At 69.4% G+C, this 23,756-nt stretch carries 22 protein-coding genes; 13 read left to right on the top strand and 9 right to left on the bottom strand.

What is annotated here, in order from left to right; all coding sequences use genetic code 11:
* Positions 1 to 116 precede the first annotated feature (116 nt).
* From IEX18_RS16545 to uvsE, 7 genes are all read left to right on the top strand, one after another.
* On the top strand, positions 117 to 314 hold the full coding sequence (locus IEX18_RS16545) for a hypothetical protein (protein WP_188660422.1): 198 nt from the start codon (positions 117 to 119) through the stop codon (positions 312 to 314).
* A gap of 2 nt (positions 315 to 316) precedes the next feature.
* Complete coding sequence (locus IEX18_RS16540) at positions 317 to 502, top strand: hypothetical protein (protein ID WP_188660418.1); 186 nt, start codon at positions 317 to 319, stop codon at positions 500 to 502.
* A 129-nt stretch (positions 503 to 631) separates the two neighbouring features.
* Positions 632 to 1,264, top strand: coding sequence for an Npun_F0296 family exosortase-dependent surface protein (locus IEX18_RS16535; RefSeq protein WP_188660415.1), 633 nt, complete (start codon positions 632 to 634; stop codon positions 1,262 to 1,264).
* Between the two features lie 248 nt (positions 1,265 to 1,512).
* Entirely contained in the window at positions 1,513 to 2,154 is a 642-nt protein-coding gene (locus IEX18_RS16530) for an Npun_F0296 family exosortase-dependent surface protein (protein WP_188660412.1), read from the top strand.
* Positions 2,155 to 2,304: 150 nt separating this feature from the next.
* Positions 2,305 to 2,502, top strand: a complete 198-nt coding sequence (locus IEX18_RS16525) for a hypothetical protein (protein ID WP_188660409.1) — start codon at positions 2,305 to 2,307, stop codon at positions 2,500 to 2,502.
* Between the two features lie 70 nt (positions 2,503 to 2,572).
* On the top strand, positions 2,573 to 3,613 hold the full coding sequence (locus tag IEX18_RS16520) for a single-stranded-DNA-specific exonuclease RecJ (protein ID WP_229664664.1): 1,041 nt from the start codon (positions 2,573 to 2,575) through the stop codon (positions 3,611 to 3,613).
* Positions 3,610 to 4,773 carry a UV DNA damage repair endonuclease UvsE gene (uvsE, locus tag IEX18_RS16515; RefSeq protein WP_188660404.1) on the top strand — a complete coding sequence of 388 codons (1,164 nt, stop codon included), beginning with the start codon at positions 3,610 to 3,612 and terminating at the stop codon, positions 4,771 to 4,773. Before IEX18_RS16520 ends, uvsE begins: the two co-directional genes overlap by 4 nt.
* Positions 4,774 to 4,792: 19 nt before the next feature.
* Here uvsE and IEX18_RS16510 read toward each other — a convergent pair whose 3' ends face one another.
* A complete protein-coding gene (locus IEX18_RS16510; protein ID WP_229664663.1) occupies positions 4,793 to 6,886 on the bottom strand; it encodes a M13 family metallopeptidase in 2,094 nt (697 codons plus the stop codon).
* A gap of 497 nt (positions 6,887 to 7,383) precedes the next feature.
* A complete protein-coding gene (locus IEX18_RS16505; protein WP_229664662.1) occupies positions 7,384 to 7,842 on the bottom strand; it encodes a DUF4126 domain-containing protein in 459 nt (152 codons plus the stop codon).
* 89 nt (positions 7,843 to 7,931) lie between these two features.
* Here IEX18_RS16505 and IEX18_RS16500 point away from each other — a divergent pair, with 89 nt between their 5' ends.
* From IEX18_RS16500 to IEX18_RS16490, 3 genes are all read left to right on the top strand, one after another.
* The gene (locus IEX18_RS16500; protein WP_188660397.1) at positions 7,932 to 9,020 is read left to right on the top strand and encodes an SPL family radical SAM protein; all 1,089 of its coding nucleotides are present in this window, start codon (positions 7,932 to 7,934) and stop codon (positions 9,018 to 9,020) included.
* Complete coding sequence (locus IEX18_RS16495; protein ID WP_188660394.1) at positions 9,017 to 9,505, top strand: metallophosphoesterase family protein; 489 nt, start codon at positions 9,017 to 9,019, stop codon at positions 9,503 to 9,505. The genes IEX18_RS16500 and IEX18_RS16495 overlap by 4 nt, the downstream gene beginning before the upstream one ends.
* An 89-nt stretch (positions 9,506 to 9,594) precedes the next feature.
* Positions 9,595 to 11,097, top strand: coding sequence for a S10 family peptidase (locus IEX18_RS16490; protein WP_229664661.1), 1,503 nt, complete (start codon positions 9,595 to 9,597; stop codon positions 11,095 to 11,097).
* Positions 11,098 to 11,351: 254 nt separating this feature from the next.
* Here the strand turns inward: IEX18_RS16490 and IEX18_RS16485 are convergent, their stop codons facing one another.
* The 3 genes from IEX18_RS16485 to IEX18_RS16475 all read right to left on the bottom strand — a co-directional run bounded on the left by IEX18_RS16485 (position 11,352) and on the right by IEX18_RS16475 (position 16,303).
* On the bottom strand, positions 11,352 to 12,962 hold the full coding sequence (locus IEX18_RS16485; protein WP_188660391.1) for an FAD-dependent oxidoreductase: 1,611 nt from the start codon (positions 12,960 to 12,962) through the stop codon (positions 11,352 to 11,354).
* Positions 12,963 to 13,197: 235 nt separating this feature from the next.
* Positions 13,198 to 15,237, bottom strand: coding sequence for an amidohydrolase family protein (locus tag IEX18_RS16480; RefSeq protein WP_188660385.1), 2,040 nt, complete (start codon positions 15,235 to 15,237; stop codon positions 13,198 to 13,200).
* An 82-nt stretch (positions 15,238 to 15,319) separates the two neighbouring features.
* The gene (locus IEX18_RS16475; RefSeq protein ID WP_188660373.1) at positions 15,320 to 16,303 is read right to left on the bottom strand and encodes an aldo/keto reductase; all 984 of its coding nucleotides are present in this window, start codon (positions 16,301 to 16,303) and stop codon (positions 15,320 to 15,322) included.
* A gap of 333 nt (positions 16,304 to 16,636) precedes the next feature.
* Between IEX18_RS16475 and IEX18_RS16470 the strand changes: the two genes are divergently transcribed.
* Entirely contained in the window at positions 16,637 to 19,189 is a 2,553-nt protein-coding gene (locus tag IEX18_RS16470) for a GAF domain-containing hybrid sensor histidine kinase/response regulator (protein WP_229664660.1), read from the top strand.
* Between the two features lie 5 nt (positions 19,190 to 19,194).
* On the opposite strand, the gene IEX18_RS16465 is transcribed toward IEX18_RS16470, so the two are convergent.
* From IEX18_RS16465 to IEX18_RS16450, 4 genes are all read right to left on the bottom strand, one after another.
* Positions 19,195 to 19,902, bottom strand: a complete 708-nt coding sequence (locus IEX18_RS16465) for a VIT1/CCC1 transporter family protein (RefSeq protein ID WP_188660367.1) — start codon at positions 19,900 to 19,902, stop codon at positions 19,195 to 19,197.
* A gap of 9 nt (positions 19,903 to 19,911) precedes the next feature.
* Positions 19,912 to 20,571, bottom strand: coding sequence for a Dps family protein (locus tag IEX18_RS16460; protein WP_188660364.1), 660 nt, complete (start codon positions 20,569 to 20,571; stop codon positions 19,912 to 19,914).
* Positions 20,572 to 20,711: 140 nt separating this feature from the next.
* On the bottom strand, positions 20,712 to 21,440 hold the full coding sequence (locus IEX18_RS16455; protein ID WP_229664659.1) for a response regulator transcription factor: 729 nt from the start codon (positions 21,438 to 21,440) through the stop codon (positions 20,712 to 20,714).
* Positions 21,441 to 21,529: 89 nt separating this feature from the next.
* Positions 21,530 to 22,939 carry a sensor histidine kinase gene (locus IEX18_RS16450; protein WP_188660361.1) on the bottom strand — a complete coding sequence of 470 codons (1,410 nt, stop codon included), beginning with the start codon at positions 22,937 to 22,939 and terminating at the stop codon, positions 21,530 to 21,532.
* Between the two features lie 126 nt (positions 22,940 to 23,065).
* Here IEX18_RS16450 and IEX18_RS16445 point away from each other — a divergent pair, with 126 nt between their 5' ends.
* Together IEX18_RS16445 and IEX18_RS16440 are read left to right on the top strand one after the other, a co-directional pair.
* Entirely contained in the window at positions 23,066 to 23,281 is a 216-nt protein-coding gene (locus IEX18_RS16445) for a hypothetical protein (protein WP_188660358.1), read from the top strand.
* 87 nt (positions 23,282 to 23,368) lie between these two features.
* The gene (locus IEX18_RS16440; RefSeq protein ID WP_188660355.1) at positions 23,369 to 23,692 is read left to right on the top strand and encodes a hypothetical protein; all 324 of its coding nucleotides are present in this window, start codon (positions 23,369 to 23,371) and stop codon (positions 23,690 to 23,692) included.
* The last annotated feature ends 64 nt before the right edge of the window (positions 23,693 to 23,756 follow it).

Genomic DNA, 23,756 nt, shown 5'->3' with positions numbered 1-23,756 from the left:
ACCAGCCGGGGTTGGAGCCCCGTTCGATGGCGGTCGCCGTCGTCCGGCAGCAACGCCTGACGCCCTTCGACCCAAGCCTCGCACGCCGACGCCAACGCTATCGAGAGCCCTCGCCAATGTCGCATGATGAAATGGTCGGCGAGGCGACGCGCCTGATCCAGCTCCACGGCATCGAAGCCCTGTCGGTGGTCGACGGCTGGGCGCAGTCGGCGACGCTGACGTTCGACGATGCGCGCTCCTCGATCGTCCAGATCGCCGACGAGATCCGCCAGCGGCTCTGCACCCCCGTGGTGGCCGCGCCGATCGAGCTGTGACCATGACCAGTCGAAGCAGCTGGGCGGATGCCTTCGCTGCAATCGAGGCGTTCGGCAGCGACGCATTCGACTTCGTCGCGCGGCTGATCTTTGCAGAGGCGCAGGATGCCGGTTCGGAACGCTATGCCTATCTGTGCACCGTCGCCCTCAACATCGGCGAGCTGCAACGGCCCAATGCCCTGAATTAAGACGCTGTATCGTTCCGGGATAAACAAAAATTTACCTAACGCGCCGTGAACCATTCGACCTCTGAGTCATTCCGGCAGGGCCCAACCCATTCGGGTTCCGGCAAATCTTGATCTCTCAGGGAGAGTGTAATGCGTAAGACCTATCTCGCGCTCTGCGCGACCGCGAGCGTGTTTGCCGCCACGGCAGCGAGCGCCACCGTCACCCCGACCCTTGGCGGCGCCTCGGGCAATTACCTGACCCTCAACTCGTCGGGCCTGTCGAATGGCGGCACCCAGGTGGCGACGCTGACCGGCGGCACCGTCTATACGTCCGACCAGCCCTTCGCCGACATCCCCAAGGGCGGCATCGCCGGGGGCACCTTCCTCGCGGCCGGTCCGCTTGCCGGCCAGCCCGCGACGCTGACCTTCCTGCAGGCGGTCAGCAACCTCGGCTTCCTCTGGGGTTCGCCGGACACCTACAACATCCTGACGCTGGTCACCAACCAGCGCACCATCACCTATACCGCGCAGTCGCTGGGCTTCACCACCACCGACGGCAACCAGAACGTCTCGCAATATGTGAACTTCGCCGCGAGCGCCGGTGAGACCATCAACAGCGTGTCGTTCACCAACAATCCCGCCTTCGACGCGTTCGAGACGGCCAACTTCGCCGTGACGGCGGTGCCGGAACCCGCGACCTGGGCGCTGATGTTCGTCGGCTTCGGCATGGTTGCGGGCGCCGCCCGCTATCGCCGCCGCAGCGTGACCTCGGTTTACGCCTGACTCTCCCTGAGCAGCCGTAGGATGGGCCGTCGGAGCGATCCGGCGGCCCATTTCCGTTCTGCCGGGGCGCTCCCGTTTGAATCTGTTGAAGCGCGCGTCCGCCGCCGGATCTGCGTGCCGCATCCGTACCAATGCGGGACAGTCGAAATCAGGGCGTCCCGACAGCGAAACCATTGGTCTTGCGAGACATTCCGATGATGCCCGGCTCGACCTGAGCCCGGGCCACTAAGCCCATCAGGGAGAGTCTCATGCGTCACATGCGCCAGCTGCGCCTCGCACTCTATGCCACTGCGGCCGTCTTCGTCTCGTCGCACGCCAGCGCCGCCGTCACCCCGACCCTCGGCGGTGCGTCGGGCAACTACCTGACCCTCAGCGCCACCGGCCTCAGCGGCGCCAATGGCCAGGTCGCCACTCTCACCGGTGGCCGGATCTACAATTCCGACCAGCCGTTCGCGGACATCCCCAAGGGCGGCGTGTTCGGCGGCAACTTCCTGGCGGCCGGCCCCACCGCGGGCCAGCCGGCGACGCTGACCTTCCTGCAGGCGGTGACGAACCTCGGCTTCCTCTGGGGCTCGCCCGACACCTACAATTCGCTGACGCTCGTCACCAACCAGCGCAGCATCACCTATACCGCCCAGTCGCTTGGCTTCACGACCACCGACGGCAACCAGAACGTGTCGCAATATGTGAACTTCGCCGCCACCGCCGGCGAGACGATCACCAGCGTCAGCTTCTCGAACAGCCAGGCGATCGACGCGTTCGAAGTCGCCAACTTCGCGGTCACGGCCGTTCCCGAGCCGACGACCTGGGCGCTGATGTTCGTCGGCTTCGGCATGGTCGCGGGCGCTGCCCGCTATCGTCGCCGCAACGTCGCCGCCACCTACGCCTGATACTCCCTGATCGGTCGTAGCACGGGCCGCCGGAGCGATCCGGCGGCCCGTTCTTCATCCATCCGCTTCGAGATGTCGGGAGCCGTTCCTGTCCCTTAGCAGGACTCATTCAGAGTCGAGCAGCCGATAAGGTGATGATAATCAAGGCTGATGGATCAGCCGCCACCTGCTGCCCCCCTGTATGGGGTCGACGTCGCAGACGAGGCGCGCCGCATCCATCGCTGTTTCGGCCCCGGCGGCCCCGCCTATGTCGAGCACTGGCGGCTGACCTGCGGCGACGATGCCGGCATGGTCGCGCTCCTCGCCGCCATCGAGACCGAAGTGCGCCGGCTGAGCGACGGACTGTAACGGCGGCGGAGCCGAGCGCCCGGTGCTGCGTTGGCAGCGGATGATTGGCAGGCTTTTCCAAGCAGTTGATGTGCGCGAGGCGGCGCGGCTCGCCATGGCGGAGGCACTGGATGGCTTCGCCGGCGAGGGGCCGGTGGTCGTCCTCAGCCATTTCGATGCCGATGGGCTCGCCGCCGCCGCGATCCTGGTCCGCGCCCTTCGCACGGCGGGCCGCCAGGCCGAACCGCTGGTGATCGGCAAGACAGGTTCGCCCTGGGACGGCGACACCGCCAGTCGGATCGCCGCCTTCGGACCGGCCGGCCTGATCGTCGCCGATCTCGGCACCCGGCCCGAGCCGGTGCTGCCGGGCTGTCCGACACTCGTCATCGACCATCACGTGCCGACCGGAACGCCGCAGCATGCCGTGACGATCAGCGGCAACGGCCTCGATCCCGAGCCGACATCGGCGCTGCTCGCCTGGTGGTCCGCCGGCGCGCTCGGCGATCAGGACGACCTGCTATGGCTCGCCGCGATCGGCCTGATCGGCGACATGGCCGACGGGCTCGGCTTTCCGGAACTCGCGGCGGCGCAGGCCCGCTGGGGCAAGACGGCGCTGCGCGACGCGACCACGCTGATCAACGCACCGCGGCGAACGGCGCTGGCGGACGCCGGGCCCGCCCTGCGCCTGCTGCTGCGCGCGGACGGTCCCAAGGCGATCACTCGAGGCGACGATCCCGACACCCGCGCGCTCCACGCCGCGCGGGCGGAAGTGCGGGAGGCGATGGAGGTCGGCAAGCGGGTGGCGCCGCTCGTCGCGGGCGATGTCGCGCTGATCCGCCTCGACACGCCCTGCCAGATCCATCCGTTGATCGCGCAGCAATGGCGCGGCCGGCTCCGCGACAAGATCGTGATCGCGGCCAATCGCGGCTATCGGCCGGGCTGGGTCCATTTCGCCGCGCGCTCTGCGAGCGGGCGGGACCTGATCGCCTTCCTCGCCGAACACCGCCCGGCCGGGGCCGACGGGCGCTATGGCAACGGCCACGCACAGGCCACGGGCGGCGCCCTGCCGGCTTCGGGCTGGAACGCATTCGTCGCGGGTCTCGGCCTGCCCCAGGCACAGGTGGAAGCATGACCCGCAGCGATCGTCCCTTGCGCCTCGGCTTCCCGGTCAAGGTGATGGGCCGTCCCGGCCTGAAGAGCCAGGACACCCGCCGGTGGCAGAAGAACCCGCATCTGAAATGCTCGCTCGAGCTGCTCGATCAGGTGCTCGACTATCTCAGGTCCGAGAAGCTCGACATGTACCGGCTGTCGTCGGACATCGCGCCCTACGCCACCCATCCCGACATGCCGCAATTCCATTCGATGGTCGCCGACAGCGATGCGGAGTTGCGCGCCTTCGGTGCCAAGGCGAAGGCATACGACATCCGCCTGTCCTTCCACCCGTCGCAATATGTGCTGCTCAACGCGCCCAATCCTGATCTCACCGCCAAGAGCATCTGGGACCTGTCGAGCCAGGCCGAGATGCTCGACCGGATGGAGCTGGACGACGAGGCGGTGATGATCACCCATGTCGGCGGCGTCTACGACGATCACGAGGCGAGCCGCGCCCGCTGGATCGAGGGTTGGGAGCAATGCCCCGATCACGTCCGCCGCCGGCTGGTGCTGGAGAATGACGATATCCGCTTCTCGGCGGCGGACGTGCTATGGATCCACGAACGCACCGGCGTGCGGCTGATCTTCGACTATCAGCATTTCTGGTGCCTCAATCCGGAGCGGCTCGACATGCGCGAGACGCTCGAGCGCTTCCTGGCGACCTGGCCGGCCGGCGTCCGGCCGAAGATCCATTTCTCCTCGCCCCGCACCGAGCTGCGCGAGATCAAGCAGAAGATCACGCCCAAGGCGCGCGCCGCCGCCAAGGCGGGCACCGCCCGTGCGAAGAAGGGGGAGTTGCTCAAGGCCCCGGTCAAGGCGACCGCCCGCATCAAGACGGTGCTGCGTCCGCCCATCTGGACGGGTCATGCCGACTTCACCAACCCGTTCGAGTTCGCGACCTTCATGCGCATGGCGGAAGGATTGGAATTCGACGTGATGATGGAGGGTAAGTCGAAGGATCTCAGCCTGTTGCGGCTGCGCCCCGATCTGCTGCGCTTCGCCCCAGACGTCGCGGCCCGCTTCGGCATCACCGACCGGGATGCCGAAGCGCTCGCCGCCGACGAAGCCCGGCTGGACCGCGGCGTCGATGCGGACGCCGCCGCGGACGTCGACGAGGGTGCCAACGCCGCCGCGGGATGAGCGTGGCGGCGCCGTCTTCCTACCAGATCCGAACGCGGTCGGCCGGGGCGAGATATTGCTTCTGGCTCGGATCGATCTTCCAGGCCGCGTACCAGGCATCGACGTTGCGCAGCGGATTGACCGCGCGGATCTGCCCCGGCGAATGGGGATCGCTGACCAGTTGCTGGCGCAGCGCCTCGTTGCGGAACAGCGTGCGCCACACCTGGCCCCAGCCCAGGAAGAAGCGCTGGTCGCCGCTGAAGCCGTCGATCACCTTCGCCGGCTTGCCGCCGAGCGAGGCGTGATAGGCATCGAGCGCGATCAGCACGCCGCCCAGATCGCCGATATTCTCGCCCATCGAGGCGCGGCCATTGATGTGCAGCCCCGGCAGCCCCTCGAAGCTGTACGCCTCGTACTGCGCGCCGAGCCGCGTCGCCTGCGCCTCGAACTTGGTCGCGTCCTCCGCGGTCCACCAGTCGCGCAGCACGCCGCGCCCGTCCGACTTGCGGCCCTGATCGTCGAAGCCGTGGCTGATCTCGTGCCCGATCACCCCGCCGATCCCGCCATAGTTGATCGCATCGTCGGCCTTGGGATCGAAGAAGGGCGGCTGGAGGATCGCGGCGGGGAAGACGATCTCGTTCTTGACCGAATTATAATAGGCGTTGACCGTCTGCGGGGTCATTCCCCACTCCGCCTTGTCGACGGGGATGCCGATACGACGACGGCGATAGTCCCATTCGAAGCGCATCGCCGCCTCGGCATTGCCGACCAGGTCGCCCTTCCTGACCTGCAGGGCGCCATAGTCGCGCCACTTGTCGGGATAGCCGATCTTGACGGTGAAGCCCTGCAGCTTGTCGAGCGCCTGCTGCTTGGTGGCGGGACCCATCCAGGTCAGGTTGCGGATCCGGCCCGCCAGCGCGACGCGCAGATTGCCGACCAGCTGGTCCATCTTGGCCTTGGACGCGGGCGGGAAGTACAGTGCGACATAGTCGCGGCCGATCCCCTCGCCGATGCCGCTCTCGGTGAAGGCGACCGCCCGCTTCCACCGCTCGCGCTGCTGCGGCTGACCGTTGAGGAACTTCGAGCGGAAGTTGAACTGCGCGTCGACGAAGCGCTGCGACAGGAGCGGCGCCATGTCGTCGGCGATCCGGAACGCCTCCCACGCCTTCAGCGTGGCGAGGTCGGTGTCGGCAAAGACCTTGGCGATGCCCGGGAAGGCGGTGTTCTGCGCCACGATCGCCCGGTTCGCCGCATCGATGCCCGCGGCCTGGAAGAAGGTCGGCCAGGGGAAGCCGGGCGCCTGCGCGGCGAGCTGGGCGGGCGTGGCGGGGTTGTAGGTCTTGTCGCGATCGCGGCTCTGCGCACGGGTCCAGTGCGCGGCGGCGAGCTTCGTCTCCATGGCCACCACGGCATCGGCGGCCGCCTCGGCGTCCGGCCAATCGGCAAAGCCCAGCATCTGCGCGACATACTGGCGATAGCGCGCCACCTGCGGGGCGAATTTGGCATCGAGGTACAGGTCGCGATCGCCCAGTCCCAGCCCCGACTGGCGCAGGTACAGCGCATAGACGTCGGGCTGCTTGGCATCGTCGTTGACGCCGGGCGCGAAGAAGCTGGCGCCGAAGCCACCGAGCGATCGACCCATCAGCCGGGCGATATCGTCCTTCGAGGTCGCGGCGCGGACGGCCTTGAGCCGCTCGCCCAGCGGCGCTGCGTCCAGCCGGTCCGCGGTCGCGCTGTCCATGAAGTCGGCGTAGAGGATCGCTGCCTTCATCCGGTCGGGATGCGCGGTGTCGGTCGCGCTATAACCGCCGATCAGGCTGCGCAGCCGCTGCTCGGATACGTCGCGCAACACCGCGAAGGCGCCGTAGGACGAGCGATCCGACGGGATCTGGGTGCGTGCCGCCCAGGCGCCGTTGACGAAGCGGAACCAGTCGTCGCCCGGCCGCACGCTGCGGTCCATGCCGGTGAGGTCGAAGCCCCAGCTGCCATAGCTCGCCGCGGCGTCCGCGGGCGCGGCCGCTGGCGCGGCCGGCGGCGCGGCGGGCGGGGTGGACTGGGCGATCAGCCGCGCGGCGGGGACGGCGAGCGACGTGGCGCCCAGCAGGATGGCGAGGGACAGGGGCTTGAACGACAAACCAATTCTCCGGATCAGGTCGCAGCACCTTACCTAATTGCCACTGCTCTGCCAGCCCCGGCATCGTACCTTTGCGACGGGCCCGAGCCTCGACCGTGCTTCGACGTCGCCCGGCAACAATGAGCCATTTCGCTCCAGGTGGAGCGAGGGAACAGACTGTGGTCCGTCCAGACGGAACCGTCTTCATCCCCGCGAACGCAAGACCGTCGCGAAATTCACCTCGTCATGCCGGACATGTTCCGGCATCCACCGTGCAACAAGCGCACACGCCGTTGACTATGCGAAACTGTGGATGCCGGAACACGTCCGGCATGACGATTGGAAGACACTGTGTCGCGCCATCACTGGAAGATCCCAGACCATGCGCGAACTCTGCAAATCTTCTCCGTCCACCCCGGCCGTCGCCGGGGTGGACGAGGGTTGTTGAATAGTCGAACCTTCGCAGAGGTTTCGCCTAGGCTGGGATGACGATCGGTGCCGTTTGGGCGGATTCCAGTCTAGCGCGCGGCAGGCCGGGCCTGGCTGATCGCATTGGCCGCCGCGAGGACGAGGGCATCCTCGCCGAACCCGGTCGCGGTCTGGCCCCAGCGGCGCATCGCCCATTTGCGCGCGGCGAGCCCCGCATAGGAGGAGGCGATCGCCCCGCCGATTCCCAGCGCCGCTCCCGCCCAGGCCCGTCGGGCCGGCGCCAGCGTCGCCCCTGCAAAGCCACCGGTGATCGACCGCGCGAGCAGCCCGGGCAGCACGGTCCGGTCCGGCGCGGTCTTCATCTTGTCCCCCACCATCTCCAGCGCCGCGAGCGCGACCCCGCCGGCGGAGATCAGCGGCGACGCCATCAGCCTTGCGGGCGCATTGTCGTGCGGCAGGGTGCCGCGCTGCGCGGCACCGGCGAGCGCGGACAAGGGGGTCATCGCGCGCTGGCCCGCGACCAGGCCGATCAGGAAGGAACGCAGCATCACCATCTCCTAGAGCATCGACCGCTCCAACCCGCGGCGGCGGCCGACGATCCGGCGGACCGTCCGCCGCGACGGAACGTTGGGTGGTGATGGCGACCCATCCCGACCGACCGCGCGCGGACCGCGCCAGGTGGCGACCGCGCCGGATGCTCGTCACCCGCGCGGCGATGGGCTTCGCGCATGGCCGCGCCATCGCCGAGCGTGCGGCCGCAATGGGCGTCGAGGTCGTGGCACTCTCCGGCGACCGCCTCGCGCTCGACCTGCCGGAGGATCCGCGCCGCGCCTATGCCGATGCAAAGGCGACCCTTGCCGTCACCGTCGCGCCGCCGTCCAAGCGCCGGCTCCAGCCGATCGCGCCCAGCGCGGACTGGCGCGTCGACCTCGCCGAGGGCTGCCCGGCTCATTGCAGCTACTGCTATCTGGCGGGCTCGCTGAAGGGGCCGCCGATCACCCGCGTCTACGCCAACCTCGACGAGATCCTCGACGGCCTGCCCGCCTATCTCGGCCAGGGCACGATCACCTCGCGCAGCCGCGACCGTGCCGGCGAGGGCACCACCTTCGAGGCATCCTGCTACACCGATCCACTGGCGCTCGAGCCGATCACCGGCTCGCTCTCGGCCGCGATCGCCTGGTTCGGCCGCTGGCAGGCGTCCACACAGCTGCGATTCACCAGCAAGTTCGCCGATGTCGCGCCGCTGCTCGGGCTCGACCATCAGGGCCGCACCCGGATGCGCGCCTCGATCAACCCGCGCGCCTTCGCCCGGTTCGAGGGCGGCACCGCGCCGGTCGCGGCGCGGCTGGCGGCGCTGCGCGCGATGGCGCAGGGGGGCTATCCGGTCGGGCTGACGATCGCGCCGATCATCGCCGCGGAAGGCTGGCGCGAAGCCTATGGCGGCCTGATCGAAGACGCCGCGGCGGCGCTGGCGGACATTTCCGGCCTGGACCTGACGGTCGAGCTCATCACCCACCGCTACGCGCCTGGATCGAAGGCGGTGCTCGACAGCTGGTATCCCGGCTCGGCGCTCGACATGACCGGCGCGAACCGCACCACCAAGCGCACCAAGTTCGGCAGCGAGAAGCAGGTCTATGACGCCGCCACGATGCGGGCCTTACGCGACTTCTTCGAGGAACGGATCGCCGCCGCGCTCCCCGCCGCGCGCATCCTCTACTGGACATGACGGTCTTCTTCACCGCCGACACCCATTTCGGCGATCATCGCACCATCAACATCCAGCAGCGCCCCTTCGCGGACACCCGGACGATGGATGCCGCGCTGATCGCCCGCTGGAATGCGGTGGTCGCACCGGGCGACACGGTCTGGCATCTCGGCGACGTCGCCCGGCGGCCGGCCGACGTACCGGCGCTGCTCGCCGCGCTGAACGGCACCAAGCACCTGATCCGCGGCAACAACGACCCCGAGGCCACCGTCGCCGCGGCCGGCTGGGCGAGCACCGGCGACTATGCGGAGATCACGGTCGACGGCCGCGCGCTCGTCCTGTGCCACTATCCCTTCCGCAGCTGGAACGGTCAGCATAAGGGCGCGATCGATCTTCACGGCCACAGCCACGGCCGGCTGAAGCCGATGCCGCGGCAATTCGACGTGGGCGTCGACGCACAGGGCTTCGCGCCGGTCTCGCTCGACCGGCTGCTGGCGACGCGCTGAGCGGAACCGTTGCGCGGGGCGGCGCATGTTGTAGCATCCGGACCGTCCGCCCGGCATCCCGCCGGGTCGCCGATCCGTGGAACATCGCCTTGCCCGTTTCTGCCCGCGCGCTCCTGCCTGCCGCTCTCTTCCTCTGCACCGGCGCCGCCGTCGAGGCGCAGACCGCCAAGACCACCACCACCGTCGAGCAGAAGAAGGAGGACGACACGCAGAAGCCGGTTCCGCTGCCGGCCGACCGGTCGATCACCCAGACGGCCACGATCGGCGGCCGCACCCTCGGCTATCGCGCCACCGTCGGCAAGATCGCGGTCCGCGACGACAAGGGCAAGGAGATCGGGCAGGTCGTCTACACCGCCTATACCGTGCCCGGCCGGGACCCTTCGCGTCCGGTCACCTTCGCCTTCAACGGCGGGCCGGGCGCGGCCTCGGTCTATCTCAACCTGGGCGCGGTCGGGCCGAAGCGCGTCCAGTTCGGCGCACAGGGCGATGCGCCGTCCGACGCGCCGATCGCGCGCGACAATCCGAACAGCTGGCTGGAATTCACCGACCTCGTCTTCATCGATCCGATCGGCACCGGCTTCAGCCGCAGCCTGGTCGATGCCGACGAGACGAAGAAGGCGTTCTACGCCAACGATCCCGATATTCGCTACCTGTCCAAGGTCGTCTATGACTGGCTGGTCCGCGAGGAGCGGCTGCGCTCGCCCAAATATATCATGGGCGAAAGCTATGGCGGCTATCGCGTGCCGCGCATCGCCTATGAACTCCAGTCGCAGATCGGCGTCGGGGTCAACGGCCTGATCCTCGTCTCGCCCTATCTCGATCCCGCCTCGGGCGACGACGCCACCGCGCTCTCGCCGCTGCCCTGGATGATCGACCTGCCCTCCATGGCCGCCGCCAATCTGGAGCGGCAGGGCCGGCTGACCCCCGCCGCGATGGCGGAGGTGGAGGCCTATACCCGCGGCGACTATACCCGCGACCTGCTGCGTGGCCGCGCCGATGCGGAGGCGGTGAAGCGGATCGTCGACAACGTCACGCGCCTCACCGGGCTCGATCCGGCGCTGGTCCAGCGCATGGGCGGCCGGGTCGACAGCCGCACCTATCTGCGCGAGATCCACCGGCAGGACGGCACGATCGGCAGCATCTACGACAGCAACGTCACCGCCTTCGACCCCTTCCCCTGGTCGCCGCGCCAGGAATCGAACGACCCGATCCTCGACGCGCTGATCGCGCCGACGACCAGCGCGATGGTCGATTTCGTCACGCGTGAGGTCGGCTGGAAGACCGACGCGCGCTACAACGCCCTCTCCTATGCGGTGAACGCGGCCTGGGATCGCGGCAAGCCCGCCGACACGCCGGTCTCCGACCTGCGCAAGGCGATCGCCAACGATCCCAAGATGAAGGTGCTGATCGTCCACGGCTGGGACGACCTGTCCTGCCCCTATTTCGCCTCGCGGCTGATCGTCGACCAGATGCCGTCCTTCGGCGTGGCCGAGCGCGTGCAGCTGCGCGTCTATCCGGGCGGGCACATGTTCTACAGCCGCAACGACAGCGGCGCCGCCTTCAAGGCCGACGCGGCGCGGCTCTATCGATAGGAGGGGGGGCGGCGTCCTCATCTCTCAACCACGCCCACTTTTCCTCCGTCATCCTCGCGAAGGCGGGGATCCAGACGCGCGGGAGCCTTCCGCATTACCCACAAGGGTTCGAGAATATGGATCCCCGCCTGCGCGAGGATGACGGAAGGTGTGGGCGGGGTCTGACCCGTAAATGATCCGTTCGCTCTCACGAGACGGCGCACGACTAATCGTCATCGCAACCCCGGCGCAATGACGCCCAGCGTGCGCGCGCCTTATCCCCGCACATGTTCCCACACCTTGGAGATCACCACCGATCCCTCCCCCACCGACGAGGCGACCCGCTTGACCGACCCGGCGCGCACATCGCCCACCGCGTAAATTCCCGGGCGCGAGGTCGCATAGGGGGACGCCGCCCCCGCCGCCTCCCCGGTGAGCACGAAGCCCTTCTCGTCCAGCGCGACGAGGCCCGACAGCCATCCGGTATTGGGAGCGGCGCCGACCATCACGAACATCGCGCAGGTCGGCATCGTCCGCTCTCCCGCCGCGTCGCGGATCGTCACCGCCTCGAGCGCCGCGTCGCCGTGCAGCGCCGCCACTTGCGCATTATACTCGATCGTTATCGCCGGATCCGCCTCCAGCCGGCTCGACAGATAATGCGACATGGAGGTGGCGAGCGACGGGCCGCGCACCAGCAGCCGCACGTGCCGCGCGACCCGGCTGAGGAACATCGCCGCCTGCCCCGCCGAATTGCCGCCGCCGATCACCACCACCTCTCCCTCGCGGCAGAAGCGCGCCTCGTTCTCGGTCGCGGCATAATAGATGCCCGTCCCTTCCAGATCGGCGAGGCGGGCGAGCGGCAGGCGGCGATACTGGACGCCGGTCGCCACCACCACCGATCCGGCGCGCACCCGCTCGCCGCCGGCGAAGGTCGCGCAGAACGCCCCGTCCTCCAGCTGCTCCAGCCCGGCGACGCGGCGCGGCACGACGAAGCGCGTGCCGAACTTCATCGCCTGCACCTCGCCCCGCCAGACGAGGTCGCCGCCCGAGATGCCGGTGGGGAAGCCCATATAGTTCTCGATCCGGCTCGACGTGCCGGCCTGCCCGCCGATCGCGGTGTCGTCGACCACCAGCGCGCGCAGCCCCTCCGCCCCGGCATAGACGCCCGCCGCCACACCGGCCGGGCCGGCGCCGACGATCAGCACGTCGAACGCATCCTCTTCGGGCAGCTCCTGGTCGAGGCCGAGCAGCCGCGCGACCTTCTCGGGCGTCGGCGGGTCCACCACCACGTCGCGCCCGAACACGACGACGGGCGCGCCCGCACCGGTGCCGCAGCTCGCCGCGACCGTCGCCGCCTCCGCACTGCCCAGCGGATAGGAGCGATAGGGCACGCGGTTGCGCGCGCAGAAATCGGCGATGGCGCGGATCGCCTTGTCCTCGTCCTCGCCGACCAGCACGAGCATGCCGTCGCGCGATTCGAGCTGCCGCCGCCGCCGCGCCGCCAGCACGGTGATCACGATGTCCGACATCTCCGGGATCGCCGCCATCAGCCGCAGCATCGCCTCGCGCGGCACCTCGACCACCTCGGTCTCGCGCGCGGCACGCATCGGCAACGACCAGCGCCCGCCCGACAGCAGCGCGATCTCCGCCATGAACTGGCCCGGGCCGAGCGTGGAGGGCACCAGCCGCTCGCCGGTGAAGGGGTTCACCACCTCCACCTCGCCGGTCTCGACATAGACGAACCGGTCGACCGGCGCGCCGACCTCCGCCAGCAGGGCGCCGGCCGGATAGCGCCGGCGCGTCCCCGCCCGCTTCAGCGCCTCGACATGCGAAGCCGCCAGCGGGATGCGCTGCATCTCCCTCAGATCGCGCCCGATTGTCTCCATGCCACGCCTCCCGTCGAGGTGTTTGGCCTAACGCGCGGGGCGGGTGCGGGCAACGCCGGGGAGGCTCAGCTCCCTTGGTCCACACTTACCGTTCGTGCCCCACCCTCACCGTTCGTGCTGAGCTTGTCGAAGCACTGCCTTTCTTCGCCTCCAAATGCGCACGGGGAGAGGAGAAGAACAGTGCTTCGACAAGCTCAGCACGAACGGTTTTGAAGGTCGGGCCGGGATAGGCCTGTCACCGAGGCATCCCGCTCAACCCGCTCGCCCGGCGCAGCGCATCGCCATCCAGTCGATACCCATCCAGAAACACCGTGCGCACATGCCGCAGGTTCCCCAGGTCCCGCGACACGTCGCCGTCGACCAGAATGATATCGGCGGTCTTCCCCGCCGCGATCGTCCCGGTGCGGTCGGCCATCCCGGTCATCCGCGCAGGCACGATCGTCGCGGTCTGCAGCGCCTCCGCATTGCTCAACCCCGCCTGCTGGTAGAGCTCCAGTTCCCGCACCAGCTCCAGGCCATAGCCGTCGGTCCCGGCCACGATCCGCACGCCTGCACGGTGCAGCTCGCCGACCAGCCCGACCATCTTGGCAAAGCTCTGGCGGAAATCGTCGCGGGTCAGCCCGTCGAACAGCGGATAGCCGCTGATCTTCCACCCGCGCACCACCGCGGGCGGGCTGATCGTCTCGAACGGTGCATATTCGGGCGAGATCGCGCTGCCGTCCGAGGTCATCAGCGGCTCCCACACGGTCAGCGTCGGGTCGATGATCGTGCCGCGCTTCGCCAGTTCGCCGTAGAAGGCGGTCATGGCAGGCGAGCGCAGGTCGACGTCCTTGCCGTATTTGGCCGGCCCCTCCAGCCGCGCGGCGGTATTCGACTTGTCGACCACCTCCTGGGGCATCGCCTGCATCATGATGAAGTTGATGTGGGTGACCTCGTCATAGCCCGCGCGCACGGCATCCAGCGGCCGCATTCCCTGCGGCACATGGCCGTGGACGTGCAGGCCGAGCCGATGCGCCTCCGCCGCGGCCGGCGCGATCCATCGGGGCTCCATCGTGCCGTAGAACTTGACGCCCCACAGCCCCGCCTCCTTGATCCGCCGCACCGCGGCCAGCGTCTCGTCGAGCGAGGTGACGGTCAGGGCGATCTGCGCCGAGGCCGGTCCCTTGCGATCGATGATGACGGAGACCTTGCCGTCCGGCGCGAGCAGCTGCCCGGCCGCGCGCCGCCGATAGATGCTGGTGGCATCCTCGATCATCGAACCGGGGCTGCGATAGTTGGTGATGCCGGTCGCGACGTTCTGGAGAAGATTCCAGTCGTCGCCGACATGCTGGTGCGAATCCCACAGACCCGGCGTCAGCGTCTTGCCGCGCCCGTCGATCACCGTCGCGCCCCTCGGCGCCCGGATCGAGCCGCCGGCCCCGACCGCCGCAACCTTGCCGTCCGCGATCAGCACCGCGCGGTCGGGGCGATAGGCGCCCGCTTCCGCATCGAACAGCAGGACATGGTCGACCAGCGTCGGCGTGCGGTTGGCGGGGCTGAGGAAGCGCGTGGCGACGCCGCGCACCATGTCCGCCGTCGCCTTGTCCTGCAGCGCCTTGAGCTTGGACCCGTTCGCTTCGAAGCCTGCCAGCAGGATCGACACGATGCCGGCGACGCCGAAGAAGCGGTCGTTCGCGTCCAGCCAGACCGGCCAGGGCGAAAAGCCCAGTCCGTTGATGAAGGCGAGCCGCACCGTCTGCGCGCCCTTCGGACCGGTGACCTGCGCCGTCGGCCCCTTCGTCACGGTGGCATGGCCCGTCGGGAGCAGGTCGACACCCTTCGCGCCGGCCGCGACCATGGCGTTGATGTCGCTCTCCGCAGCCAGCGCCGGGCCGCCATAGCTGTTGTAGCGCCGCGTGCCGAAGGGCGCGCTGCCGGCATCGACCGCGGTCTTCCAGCGCGCCGTGCCGTCGGCGTCGACCGCGAAGTCCTCGGTCGCATCGCCTGAATCGGTGAAGCCGCGGATCGCGATCCGGACCGGCCGGCCGTCTCGCCCGATCGTCTGCACCTCGTCGGTCTCGGTCACCCAGCCGCGCATCGACATCGACATGCGATAGGCGACGCGCCCGTCGGGCAGCGTCCACGACCAGATGTCGCCATGCTTCCCGGCGTCGGAGCTGATCGTATAGTGGCGGGCGTCGCCGGGCGGCGCGAGCAGCTGTTCCTTCGGCGTCGGTGCGGCGCCGGCGGTGACGGACAGGACGGCGCAAAGAGTCGCGAGCAGCAGACGGCGCATAATGGAGGACCCCCCTCTATTCCGCGCAACCTACTCGCCGCACGGGCGGAATCAACCGCCCGTGCGGTCACGCCGATCGGCGCTACCGGTTCACGCTTCCCATCGTCGCCGCCGGATAGCGTTCGCCCTGCGCGGCGCCCGGCGGCACGATCGCCGCGATCCTCGCCAGATCGTCTGCGGTCAGTGCGACGTCGAGCGCGCCCAGATTGTCGTCCAGATAGGTGCGCCGCTTGGTCCCGGGGATCGGAACGATTTCGTCTCCCTGCGCCAGCACCCAGGCGAGGGCGAGCTGCGCGGTGGTGCAGCCCTTTTCGGCGGCCAGAGCCTCGACGGCCTCGACCAGACGCAGATTGGCGGCGAAGGCCTCGCCCTGGAAGCGGGGTGAGTTCCGGCGATAGTCGTCCGCCGGGATATCGTCGGGCGTGCGGAACTGCCCGGTCAGGAAGCCGCGGCCGAGCGGGCTATAGGGCACGAAGCCGATGCCGAGCGCGCGGACCGTCGGCAGCACCTCCGCCTCCGGATCGCGGGTCCAAAGCGAATATTCGGTCTGGACCGCGGTGATCGGATGAACGGCATGGGCGCGCCGGATCGTCGCCGGCGCGGCTTCCGACAGGCCGAGGAAGCGCACCTTGCCCGCCGTCACCAGCTCCGCCATCGCGCCCACCGTCTCCTCGATCGGCACGTCGGGGTCGACGCGGTGCTGGTAGTAGAGGTCGATTACCTCCAGCCCGGTGCGCTTCAGGCTCGCGTCGCAGGCCTGGCGGACATAGTCGGGGCGGCCGTTCACGCCGCGGCTGCCGTCCGGCCCCCGGGTGATGCCGAACTTGGTGGCGACCTGCACCCACTGGTCGCGGCTGCGCACGACCCGGCCGACCAGCTCCTCGTTGGCACCGTCGCCATACATGTCGGCGGTGTCGAGCAGCGTCACCCCGCGATCGAGTGCCCGTTCGATCGTCGCGATCGACTCGGCTTCGTCGCGGCCGGCATAGAAGTCGCTCATCCCCATGCAGCCGAGGCCGAGGGCAGAGGTTTCGAACCCCTGGCTGCCGAGTGCGCGTGTCTTCATCACAGGCTCCTTGTCGAACGGATGTCCGGGTTGCCGACGGCGTTGCCGGCCGGACGGGCTTGCCCCGTCCAGCCCTGGCGAACCGCCGCCGATCGTCGGTTAATGCGAAGGTGACAACCCCCGGGCCATGGTCCCGTATCCCGGGCGAAGGCTGCCGCCGTGGCGGTGACCCGCGTCCGGAGTGCGCGAACGGGACACGACACGTCCGTTATTTGACTTACCGCAAGGTCCCGGATGGAGTAGATGCCCCTGATGCCCCCAGCCCCAAGATCGGACATAGGCGCATCGAGCGGCCCGGTCGCGGCTGGCCCGGATGCGGAGACGGGCGACGCCGTGGTACCGCCCTTCCTGCGCGACGGCGGCCGCAGCGCCGAACGGATCCTCGGCCGCGACTGGTCCGCCACGGCGCTTGGTCCGGTGGGCGACTGGCCGGTCGGGCTGCGCACCCTGCTGGCCACCCTGCTCCGCTCGCCCGTGCCGATGGCGATGCTGTGGGGCGAGGCGCCCGTCCTGTTCCACAACGACGCCTATGCCGCCATGGCGGGACATGGGGACCTCCACCGGCTGGGCGAGCCGATCGGATCCGGCCTGGCCGGCGACATCGCCTTTGACGAGGAGGCGGTCGCCCTGTGCCGGTCCGGCCGCTGCCCCCGGTATCGCGACCGCGAGCGGACGCTTATCCGCAACGGCCGGTCCGAGAGCGCGTGGTTCGACTGCGACTATTCGCCCCTCGTCGACGACGCCGGGGTCCGGACGGGCGTGATCTGCGTCGTGGCGGAAACGACCGATCGCGTCGCCGCCGCCCGCCGCGCCGCCTTCCTGCTCCAGCTCGCCGACGACCTGCGCGCGGTCGCCACCCCCGCGGCGATCATGGCGCTCGCCGCCGAGCGCCTCGGCGAGAAGATGGCCGTGAGCCGCGTCTTCTATGCGGAGATCACGCGGCAGGGCTGGATGACGGTCGAGCACGACCATGCCCGCGGCGTCGGCTCGATCGTCGGCCGGCATTCGCTCGAAAGCTTCGGTCCCGACCTTCTCGCCGCCTATCGCCACGGCGCCCCGGTGGTCGTGCGCGACGTGGCCGGCGACACGCGGCTGAGCGATGGCGCCCGCGCCGGCTTGCAGGCGCGCGAGGTCAGCGCCTTCATCGACGTGGTGCTGTTCCAGGAAGACGAGTGGGTCGGGCTGCTCGCCGTCCAGAACGCCACGGCCCGCAACTGGAGCCCGGCCGAAGAGGGCCTCGCCCAGGAGGTCGGCGAGCGGGTCAAGGCCGCCATCGAACGTACCCGCGCGGAGATCGCGCTGCGCGAGCTGCAGAACACGCTCGAACAGCAGGTGGTGGAGCGGACCGCCGAGCTGCGCCGCTATCACGCGATCGTAGAGGCGATCTCCTCTCCGATCTGCGCCTTCGACACCGGCTATCGGCTGCTCGCCTTCAACCGCGCGCACCAGAGCGAATATCTGCGGGTCATGGGCACCGAGACGCGGATCGGCGACTATTTTCCCGACCAGTTCAGCGGCGAGCAGCGCAACACCATGCTGGCGCTGATGCGCCGTGCGCTGACCGGGGAGAGCTTCACCGTCACCGCAATCTTCGGCCGGTCGGAGGGCGACATGCCGACCTGGGAGCTGTCCTATACCCCGTTGCGCGACGATGGCGGCAGGGTCATCGGCGCCTTTCACCAGGCGACCAACGTGACCGGCGCAATGGCGGCCCGTGCGGAGCTGGAGATCGCCCAGGAAGCGCTCCGCCAGAGCCAGAAGGTGGAGGCGATGGGCAGCCTGACCGGGGGCGTCGCGCACGACTTCAACAATCTCCTCACGCCGATCATCGGCTCGCTCGACATGCTGATGCGCAAGGAGATCGGCAATGCGCGCGAACGGCGGCTGATCGACGGCGCGCTGCAATCGGCGGAGCGCGCCAAGACGCTCGTCCAGCGCCTGCTCGCCTTCGCCCGCCGCCAGCCGCTGCAACCGATCGCGGTCGACCTGCCGCTGCTGGTCCATGGCATGGTCGACCTGATCGGCGCGACCGTGGGGCCGAACATCGCGTTGGCGGTGGATGTCGAGAGCGACCTGCCGCCCGCGCGCGCCGACGCCAACCAGCTCGAAATGGCGCTCCTCAACCTGGCCGTGAACGCGCGCGATGCGATGCCGGCGGGCGGCGCGCTCACCATCTCGGTCAAGCATTGCGTCGTCGAGCCGCACGAGGCGAAGGACGTGCCCGCGGGCAACTATATCTGTCTCGGCGTCGCCGATAGCGGCATCGGCATGGACGAGGCGACGCGCCGGCGCGCGATCGAGCCCTTCTTCTCGACCAAGGGGGTCGGCAAGGGGACGGGGCTCGGCCTGTCGATGGTCCACGGCCTCGCCGCGCAGCTCGGCGGCGGCCTGACGATCGACAGCACGCCGGGCGAAGGCACGCACATCGCCCTGTGGCTGCCGCTCAGCGATCGCGACGTCGCCGCGACCCGGCCGCCCGTGGCGCGGCCCGACGGATCGCAGGGGGTGGGCACGGTGTTGCTGGTCGACGACGAGGAGCTGGTGAGGCTCAGCACCGCCGACATGCTCGCCGATCTCGGCTATCGGGTGGTCGAGGCGGGCTCGGCCGCCGAGGCGATCGACCGCGTCGATGCGGGCCTGGCGCCCGACTTCCTCGTCACCGACCATCTGATGCCGGGCGCGACCGGCGCGGAGCTGGTCGGCGAGCTGTGCGCCCGTCTGCCCGCACTCAAGGCGCTGATCGTCTCGGGCTATGCCGAGACGGACGGGATCGATCCCGACATCGCGCGCCTGAGCAAGCCCTTCCGCAACGAGGAACTGGCGGCAAGCCTCGCCGCCCTCGACACGCGGCCGATCGCGACGGTCGTGGAGCCGGCCGCCGCCTGACCGCCCTACACCGCGGTGCCGAGCAGATGACCGATCGCGCCGGTCACGCCCATCGCGATCGCGCCCCAGAAGGTGACGCGGGCGATGGCCGGTAACGGCCGCGCGCCACCCAGTCTCGCGCCCAGTGCACCGAGGAGGGCGAGCAGCAGCAGTGCCGCTCCCGTCACGGCGATCGCGACCACGCTGCGCGGCGCCAGCGCGGCGATTGCGACCGGCCCCACCGCCCCGGCGGTAAACGCCGCCGCGGAGGACAGCGTGGCCTGGATCGGCCGTGCCGCAAGATCATCCGACAGGCCGAGTTCGTCGCGGGCATGCGCGGCGAGCGCGTCATGCGCCATCATCTGCTCGGCGACCTGCCGCGCGATGGCGGGATCGACGCCGCGGCTGACATAGATGGCGGCGAGCTCCGCCGTTTCCTGCTCGGGCGCGCGCTCCAGTTCGCGCCGCTCGCGCGCCAGATCGGCATGTTCGGTATCCGACTGCGAGCTGACCGAGACATATTCGCCCGCCGCCATCGACAAGGCTCCGCCGACCAGCGCCGCCGACCCGGCCAGCAGCACGCCGCCATGCGTCGCGCTCGGGGCGGCCGCGACCCCGACCAGCAGGCTCGAGACCGAGATGATGCCGTCGTTCGCGCCCAGCACCGCCGCGCGCAGCCATCCCGTGCGATGAACCAGATGATGTTCCGGCGGGATGGCGGCGGGCGGGTTCATCGCCTTGCCTCAGCCGTCGCGCGAGCCCGCCGGCATGGCGATCGGCCGGCCGCCGTTGAGGTCCGCGCCGCTATTGGGGTCGGTGGGCGTCGGCTGGACCATGGCGCGCATCTGCCACTGATATTTGTCGATCGCATGCTGCACCTCCTGCAACAGGTTCGAGGTGGTGGGATCGCCGTCCTCAGTCGCCTTGATCCCCTGCCCCACCTCGTCGCTGACGATCCGGTAGTTGCGTGCGAAGGTCGCGATCACCTGCGCGTCGTCGACGAAGCCGCCCGGATATTCGGGGATCCGGCTGGTCCGCACGATTGTGTTGGCGCGTCCGTCCGACGAGACGCCGATCGCGAGCAGGCGTTCGGCCACTTCGTCGGCATATTTGGCGACGCCCTCATAATGGTCCTGCAGCAGTTCATGCAGCGGATAGAAGAGCGTACCCGACACGTTCCAGTGCGCCTGCTTGGTCTGGAGCTGCAATTGCTGAAGCTCGGTCAGCGTCTGCTGTAGCGCGGCGATCGACGCCTGCTGCGCCCGGCCCTGTGGCCCGCCATGCTCGCGATCCGACACGCTGTTGGTCGGAAAGGTGCCGGTCGCGCCGGGCGACGCCGTCTGCCCCAGCGCCGGGGACGCGAGGATCAGGATGACAGACAGGGCGGCGGCGATCGGGCGCATGAACGGTCCTTTCCGGGCGGAAGCGCGGTGCCCGGCCAGGCATCGCGGAAGGCGAACGAACGCCAACGGCGGCTGCAACGACCGACATGCCGGGAACGATGTATGAATATTTGTTAATCCGGCGCCCGGTACGATACCGCTCAGACCGCCAGGCGATAGCCGGCGCTGCGCACCGTCTCGATCAGGTCGGGCTTGCCGCCGGCGTTCAGCTTCGCACGCAGCCGGCTCATATGCGTCTCGAGGATCTTGGTGTGCGGGTCGAACCGGTATTCCCACACCCGCTCGAGCAGCAGCGCGCGCGACACCACCGTGCCCGGCTCCCGCGCCAGTTCGAGCAGGCAGCGAAACTCGCGCGGCTGGAGGGTCACGGTCACGCCATCGCGCCGCACGCTGTGGCGCGCCACGTCGATCATCAGCGGCCCTGCGCGCAGCACCGTGTCGGGCACCGCGTGCGAGCGGCTGCGCACCAGCGCCCGCACCCGCGCGAGCAGCTCGGCGAGCGCGAAGGGCTTGGTCAGATAGTCGCTCGCTCCCGCCTCCAGGCCCTCGACGCGATCGGGCACGCCCGCGCGCGCGGTCAGCATCAGCACCGGCGTCGCCGCATCGCGCGCGCGGAGCCGGTGCAGCACCTCCATCCCGTCCAGTCCCGGCAGCATCCGGTCCAGGATCACCGCGTCGAACGGATCCTCCAGCGCCCGGCGAAGCCCCGCCTCGCCATTGTCGGCCAGCGTCACGATCATGCCCGCCTCGGTCAGATAATCGTCGATCTGCGCACTGATCTGCCGGTCATCCTCGATGACGAGCAGATGGAGCGGCGCCGGATGGGCGGCGACGCTGTCGGCGGCATCTCCCACACGCGCGTTCGGCACAAAGATCTCCAGGCAAATCGTCCGGTATTGGAAAGCATTAGCCCGGCAATTGCGAACATCGACTGAATCCCCGGTTCAGCCGCGGTTCGTCATCCGTCCGCCGCAAGGGGGAAGCGCAGGGTCACCCGCAGTCCATCGTCGTTGATCGCCTCGACGCCCGCGCCATGCGCCTGCGCGACCGAGCGCACCATGCTGAGGCCCAGTCCGTGGCCCGCGGTCGAGCGCGACCGGTCAAGCCGCACGAACCGGTCGAAGATCCGCTCCAGCTGCCCGTCCGGTACGCCCGGCCCGGTATCGCGCACGGTGAGGGTCACCTGCGCGCCGCCTCGCATCGTTCCCACCTCGGTCCGATAGCTGCCCGGTGCGTGGCGCAGGACATTCTCCAGGAGGTTGATCAGCAGCGCGGCGATCTGCATCCGGTCGCCGCGGATCGGACAGGCGCCGCCGCTGCGATAGACGAGGTCGATCGCCTGGTCGGCAAAGGCCGGCGCCATCGTCTCGACGATGTCGCGCGCGATGACGTCGAGATCGAGCGTCGTCATGGTGCGGCCGGCCGAACCGTCGATCTCGGCGATGCGCAATATGGCCTCGAACAGCAGTACGACGTCGTCGATCTGCGCGATGGCTGCCTGTATCGCCTCCGCCGTTCCCCCCGACCCCGGCGCCGGTGCACGTTCCAGCCCGACCCGGATCCGGGTCAGCGGCGTACGCAGGTCGTGCGCAAGATCGCTGCTGACCTGGCGCAGATTGTCGACCAGCCCGGCGATCCGGTCGAGCATCAGGTTGAGCGAGCGGGCCGCCCGGTCGAACTCGTCGCCGGCCCCGCTCTCCGGAACGCGCTGCCCCAGGTCCCCGGCCAGCACCGCATTGGCGGTGCGGGTGATGGGATCAAGCCGACGGTCGAGAAACCGGATCAGCAGCGCGCCCATCAGCGTGCAGAGCAGCAGGATGATGATCGACGCGACGACGAACAGCCAGCCGATCACCGACCGCGCGACCAGCAGCGGCCGCCGGTTGCCGGCGATCATCAGCCGCCCGCCCGCCTCGGTCGGCGTCACCAGCACCCGCGTCGGGTCGCCACCCTCGACGGGATCGGGGAAGACCATGTCGTGCCACCCCTCGGGCGGCGGCACGATGCCGGGCCGGCCGGCGAGCAACCGGCCGGCGCGATCATAGAGCGCGACGTCCAGACTGTCGGATGCGACATGCTCCCGCTGACGGATCGCTTCGACTAGCGCGGCGGGCCCCCGTCGCGCGCGCAGGGCCATCAGATCGTCGGCGGCCCGGATGATCGAGCTGTCGAGGCGGTGGACCATGCCGGCATAGACCGCCAGCACCGCCGAGCCGCCCAGCAGCAGCATCGCCGCGAACAACAGCCCCGCAGTCAGCACCGCGACGCGCAGCGCGGCGCTCTGTCGCCAGCGCGATCGGGCTACGCTTCCGGCCTGCTCGACGATGCTCGTCTCTCCCCACCGCGCGATCGCCCTGGATGCCGCCAATCGCCGCCAAAGCCTTACCCGAAAAGGATACAAATCGGTAACCTTGTTGCTCAGCCGGAACGATGGCGTGCGGCGCGGCGTCTCCGCTGCATGGATCGCACGGGCGCATATCGGGCAGTATCGGCGGTGAGGCTGACGGCAGTGGCGACCGGCGTCGCCCTGTCCGCCGGCCTCGGCGCCTTTGCCGGCCTGGATGCCACGCGCGACATCCCCGGCGTCTATCGCCTCGGGCCGTCGTTCGATCGGCCCGCGCCGCCGGACGATGGCGAGATCAGCATGGCCCGTGTCCTGCCGCCCCAGTGGCCGGAGAATGACGGGCTGTCACGAGATGCGGCGATGTAGGCCGCTTGCGTAGCACCGACAGCGTCGCCGCGAACTCCCGGGCGACGCTGTCGGGGCAACCAACCAGGGTTTAGGAGGAGGATGAACATGGTCGAATACAGGAACGAGCCCGATCGCGTCGTCGTGCGCCGGGGCGGATCGGGCAAGGTGCTCGCCGCCGTGGTCATCATCGTCGCGCTGATCGTCGCCTTCCTCTTCGCCACCGGCTTCTGGAAGGCCGATGTGAAGGGCGGATCGCTCCCCGATGTCGACGTCAGCGCCAAGGGCGGCTCGCTTCCCAAGGTCGATCTCGACTCGAAGGCGGTCGTCGTCGGCACCAAGGAGACCCAGGTCGCGGTGCCGAAGGTGAAGACCGAGAAGGAATCGATCTCGGTGCCGGTCGTCGGCGTCAAGGACAACGGCGAGAAGTAAGGATTAGAGGGGGCGGCGCGGCAGATCGGTCGCGCCGCCTGCCCGCTCCCGCCCCCCTGCCCTA

It is taken from the genome of Sphingomonas metalli (assembly GCF_014641735.1).
GTDB classification, from domain to species: domain Bacteria; phylum Pseudomonadota; class Alphaproteobacteria; order Sphingomonadales; family Sphingomonadaceae; genus Sphingomonas; species Sphingomonas metalli.
The sequence above is the reverse complement of the archived record's forward strand: the minus strand, read 5'-3'. Positions and strand labels throughout refer to the sequence as shown.